The sequence below is a fragment of the Aequorivita antarctica genome, assembly GCF_007997155.1.
Lineage (GTDB): Bacteria > Bacteroidota > Bacteroidia > Flavobacteriales > Flavobacteriaceae > Aequorivita > Aequorivita antarctica.
On the sequence record NZ_VORT01000038.1, the window covers coordinates 1 to 1,191 of the forward strand.

A 1,191-nucleotide genomic window follows, 5' to 3' on the forward strand; every position below is an offset into this window, starting at 1 on the left:
TGTAGCATGGCTTTTTTTAAAAGCTCCAAATTTGGCACATTTTCAAGCCTGATCAAAAAAACAAAGCCGCTTAAAGCGGCTTATATGGGTTGGGTTTTTATAAATTATGGGGTTGTGCAACGGTTACCGGTGTTCTACGCAGTTTTTATTCAGTATTTTATTTTTTCCAAGTTCATAATTTTGTCATATTCATATAGAATTCGGTCAGATTCAGAAAATGGAATTTGGTATAAATCACAAACGTTTCTCAAATCTGATAAATAATCTAAATACTGAATTATATTGTTGTTTAAATTCGTTTTTAGTTTGAGTTCAGTTCCGTAAATCAATCTATAAACTCTTTGGTCGATAATTTGATAGATTTTCGGATTTCTAAATCTCAAAATAGTTGAAGCCATTGGCAAGCGAATTCCTTTCGTTTCGAGTAAATACATTAGGATTTCTCCAGTAAGAGCAGAATCGATAAATTTTGATTTTCGGTCGATTTTATTTATTAAATTCAGCGTTTCGTTATTCAATTCAGCGTAACGATTGGTTTTCCACAAAACAATTTCGTTTATCAACTCCTGATTAAAGTCGGTTTTTACATTATCTAACTTTTCGGTCAATAAAGGTTGAAATTTATATTCCAAATTCAGAAGTTCGTCTGTTGATGGATTATGTTCTTGTATTTTTTTCATTTCTATTTTTAATAAAAAACACGATTAGTTGTTTCTAACCGTGTTTTTATTAATTCTTACTTTTTAGAACCTCCTTTTGAACCAGAAGATGAACCTTTTGAACTTCCGCCAGATTTGCTTGGTGCATTACTTCTTCCTCCTCCTGAAGGTTTTCCTGTTGTACTTGGTGCGTTTTTCATTCCACTTGATTTTGCCATAATTCTCTATTTTTAAATTAATTAATGATTTTGTTGTTCAGCACGATGTTCGTTCAAATTGCGTAGAACGTTGTTGTGTATGGACCGTTGCGTGTGAAAGCACGAACCATTAAAGATACAAAACTGCGCTGGAAAATTCCCAAGAATTTTCCAGATGAGCACAGACCCAGCAATGGTTTATACACGGTGTGCCTGTTGCACAAGTTACCAATTTTCCTTAATTTCATGGTATGCAAGGAAAAAAGATCTACCAAGAAAAGCTCTTCAACGATTTCCGTTTGAGTGAGCGCGTTCCAGCGCACAATTTTTATCGA

General features: G+C 33.7%; 3 protein-coding genes. All 3 read right to left on the reverse strand.

The window, feature by feature from the left end:
• Positions 1-149 precede the first annotated feature (149 nt).
• The gene (locus tag ESU54_RS17640; protein WP_146848196.1) at positions 150-680 is read right to left on the reverse strand and encodes a hypothetical protein; all 531 of its coding nucleotides are present in this window, start codon (positions 678-680) and stop codon (positions 150-152) included.
• Between the two features lie 56 nt (positions 681-736).
• Positions 737-877, reverse strand: coding sequence for a hypothetical protein (locus ESU54_RS17915; RefSeq protein ID WP_170253305.1), 141 nt, complete (start codon positions 875-877; stop codon positions 737-739).
• A 53-nt stretch (positions 878-930) separates the two neighbouring features.
• On the reverse strand, positions 931-1,191 hold a 261-nt coding region (locus ESU54_RS18010), incomplete at its 5' end, for a hypothetical protein (RefSeq protein ID WP_211362165.1).

What these genes read in the sequence shown, in the direction of transcription:
- ESU54_RS17640 (WP_146848196.1), bottom strand. Translation starts at nt 680, where the DNA reads ATGAAAAAAATACAAGAACATAATCCATCAACAGACGAACTTCTGAAT.
- ESU54_RS17915 (WP_170253305.1), bottom strand. Translation starts at nt 877, where the DNA reads ATGGCAAAATCAAGTGGAATGAAAAACGCACCAAGTACAACAGGAAAA.